The sequence below is a fragment of the Blautia sp. AF14-40 genome (genome assembly GCF_003479665.1).
Lineage (GTDB): Bacteria > Bacillota > Clostridia > Lachnospirales > Lachnospiraceae > Fusicatenibacter > Fusicatenibacter saccharivorans.
The window spans coordinates 1-2,088 of the sequence record NZ_QUHK01000090.1 but is presented as its reverse complement, the minus strand read 5'-3'; the positions used below and the strand labels follow the sequence as shown (position 1 = coordinate 2,088).

Genomic DNA, 2,088 nt, shown 5'->3' with positions numbered 1-2,088 from the left:
ACTACTGACTTATTCTTATCACCAGTCACCAGGCGGATAATCTCAATATACTTGATAGCCTGACTTGCTTCGTAATAAGATTCTTTCAATCGTTGATACCCTTCCACACTTTTTCCTATACCAATCTGAAAGTCTGTATCTTTCTTTCTATAAAGGATGCTTCGCTGGATAACCTCCTCTATTTCTTCCATCTCTTTCTGATATTCCAGTTCTGTCTGATCGGAATCTACCTGTTGAATCATAACAATCTGATCCATATTTCTGTAAATAAGCGCATCCGGCAAAAGATGCATCAATTCACCCTCGATAACACCTACTTCGTGAAGCTGTTCTTTTGTATATTTTCTTTGTACATTTTTTGTGATGGTATGAAAATCAACAACCCTGTAAGTATCGCCTTCTTTCATTCCGAGCTGTGCTGCCGCTTCAGTCATTTCCTTCGAACTCAGTAATCCATTCAGAATATTATGGATAATATCTCTCTGATACGTCTTTTTTTCTTCATCCTGTGCAAATTCACTCAAAAATCCATCCTATAAGTTAATAGTCGCATTTTCGAGTTCCATACAAACATCCTGTTCTTTTTTTCTTAGCTCCTGTTCCATTGTTACAATCGTATTCGGAATCACTTTTGTATTATGAAATGTAATAATTGCTATATTTTCCTTTACATCCACATACTTACTAGCTTTCATCCATACATACGATGTACCGTTATTTTCGATGATTCCGCGATAGAAAATTTCTTCTTCCACACATCCATCTACAAGATGTTCTGTTAAATTCTCACCTGCAAGACATTTCTGGACATTTACCCAGTCTGCTTCACAAATATATTTTTCCGCATATTTTTTTATAAAGTCATCATATGATTCTGCTGTTTTTACTTGTTCATAGACATCATGATTATGAGAATAAATACATTCATAATCTTTTTCTCTCAGATTAACTTTTATAATCACATAAAATTTTCCAAGATATTCATCCTTACCAGGACGGATAATGTCTGATATCTTTACGCTTTCCAAGCGGTTATTGTATATATTTTGCAGATCCAGCAGAATCTGATGTACTTTACAGCAGGCTATATAATTTTTGGAGCAACCTTCCTCTTTTTCCAGGCACCTGCTAATTGCCATGGTGGATTCTGTACACGATATCACATCCCTTAAAGATATATTCTCTGGCTGTTTTGCAATCTGATATCCACCCTTTATCCCTTCACAGGCTTTTATGATTCCTGCTTGTTTTAATTTTTTTGTTATTTTTGGAATATAACTGGCTGGAACACTTAGTTCCTGAGATAATTCTGATGTAGAGATCATCTGCCTTTGTGCTGCCAGATAACATACGATTCTGATAGCATAATCCGTTGTACTTGTAAGCTGCATAGTTTTACCCCTTTCCTTAGCTAAACTATTTCAGGTATTAGTTCGTCCTAAAAAATTGGTGGGTTCCTGTCGGACGATGAAATTGATTATTCAAAAATTTCCATCAATTTCATCAAGATATGGGGGTCGTTCTACTCTATCATCAGATATAAGATCTAGAATTCTATAAATAATAATATCGCAACATATATTAATGCGATGATGGGTTTTCAATATAATTTTTTCTCATTGTCTATTTGAATCAGAGAATGTTTCTCATCAACGTTTTGAATTGTATCCCATTTGTGGTTTTTTTATAATGTTACAAATAGGAAAGATTTTTTTTATTTTTTTGTAAAATCTGTTCCATCGTATCGATACTCTTCCATATAATACTTTTTTATGAACTTCGTTCAAAAAAAAAGAAACCATGCCTCAACACGATTTCTCTTTCTTTTTCTACTCTATTTCTTTTAACATTTTATAAATAATCAGACCATTACTGACTGCCAGTACTTCATTTGCATTGTCAAAATTTATTCCGGAAATTTGTTTTATTTTTTCAAGCCTGTAAGATATCGTTCTATAATGAACAAACATTGCGTCTGCAGTTTTCTTGATGCTTTGGTTATTTCTAAGATACATCTGCAAGGTTGTAATCAATTCTCCCTTATGTTCATCATCATATAAATATAATTTCTTTAATGTTTCCGGAATG

General features: G+C 33.5%; 2 protein-coding genes and 1 pseudogene. All 3 read right to left on the bottom strand.

All coding sequences use genetic code 11. The annotated features are described in order from the left end of the window. Positions 1–524: pseudogene (locus DWW13_RS18345) on the bottom strand (PucR family transcriptional regulator); the annotation flags it as partial. 9 nt (positions 525–533) lie between these two features. After that, the gene (locus DWW13_RS18340) at positions 534–1,391 is read right to left on the bottom strand and encodes an RrF2 family transcriptional regulator (protein ID WP_118720808.1); all 858 of its coding nucleotides are present in this window, start codon (positions 1,389–1,391) and stop codon (positions 534–536) included. A gap of 438 nt (positions 1,392–1,829) precedes the next feature. After that, the coding region (locus DWW13_RS18335; protein WP_147398345.1) for a helix-turn-helix domain-containing protein at positions 1,830–2,088 on the bottom strand (259 nt) is incomplete at its 5' end.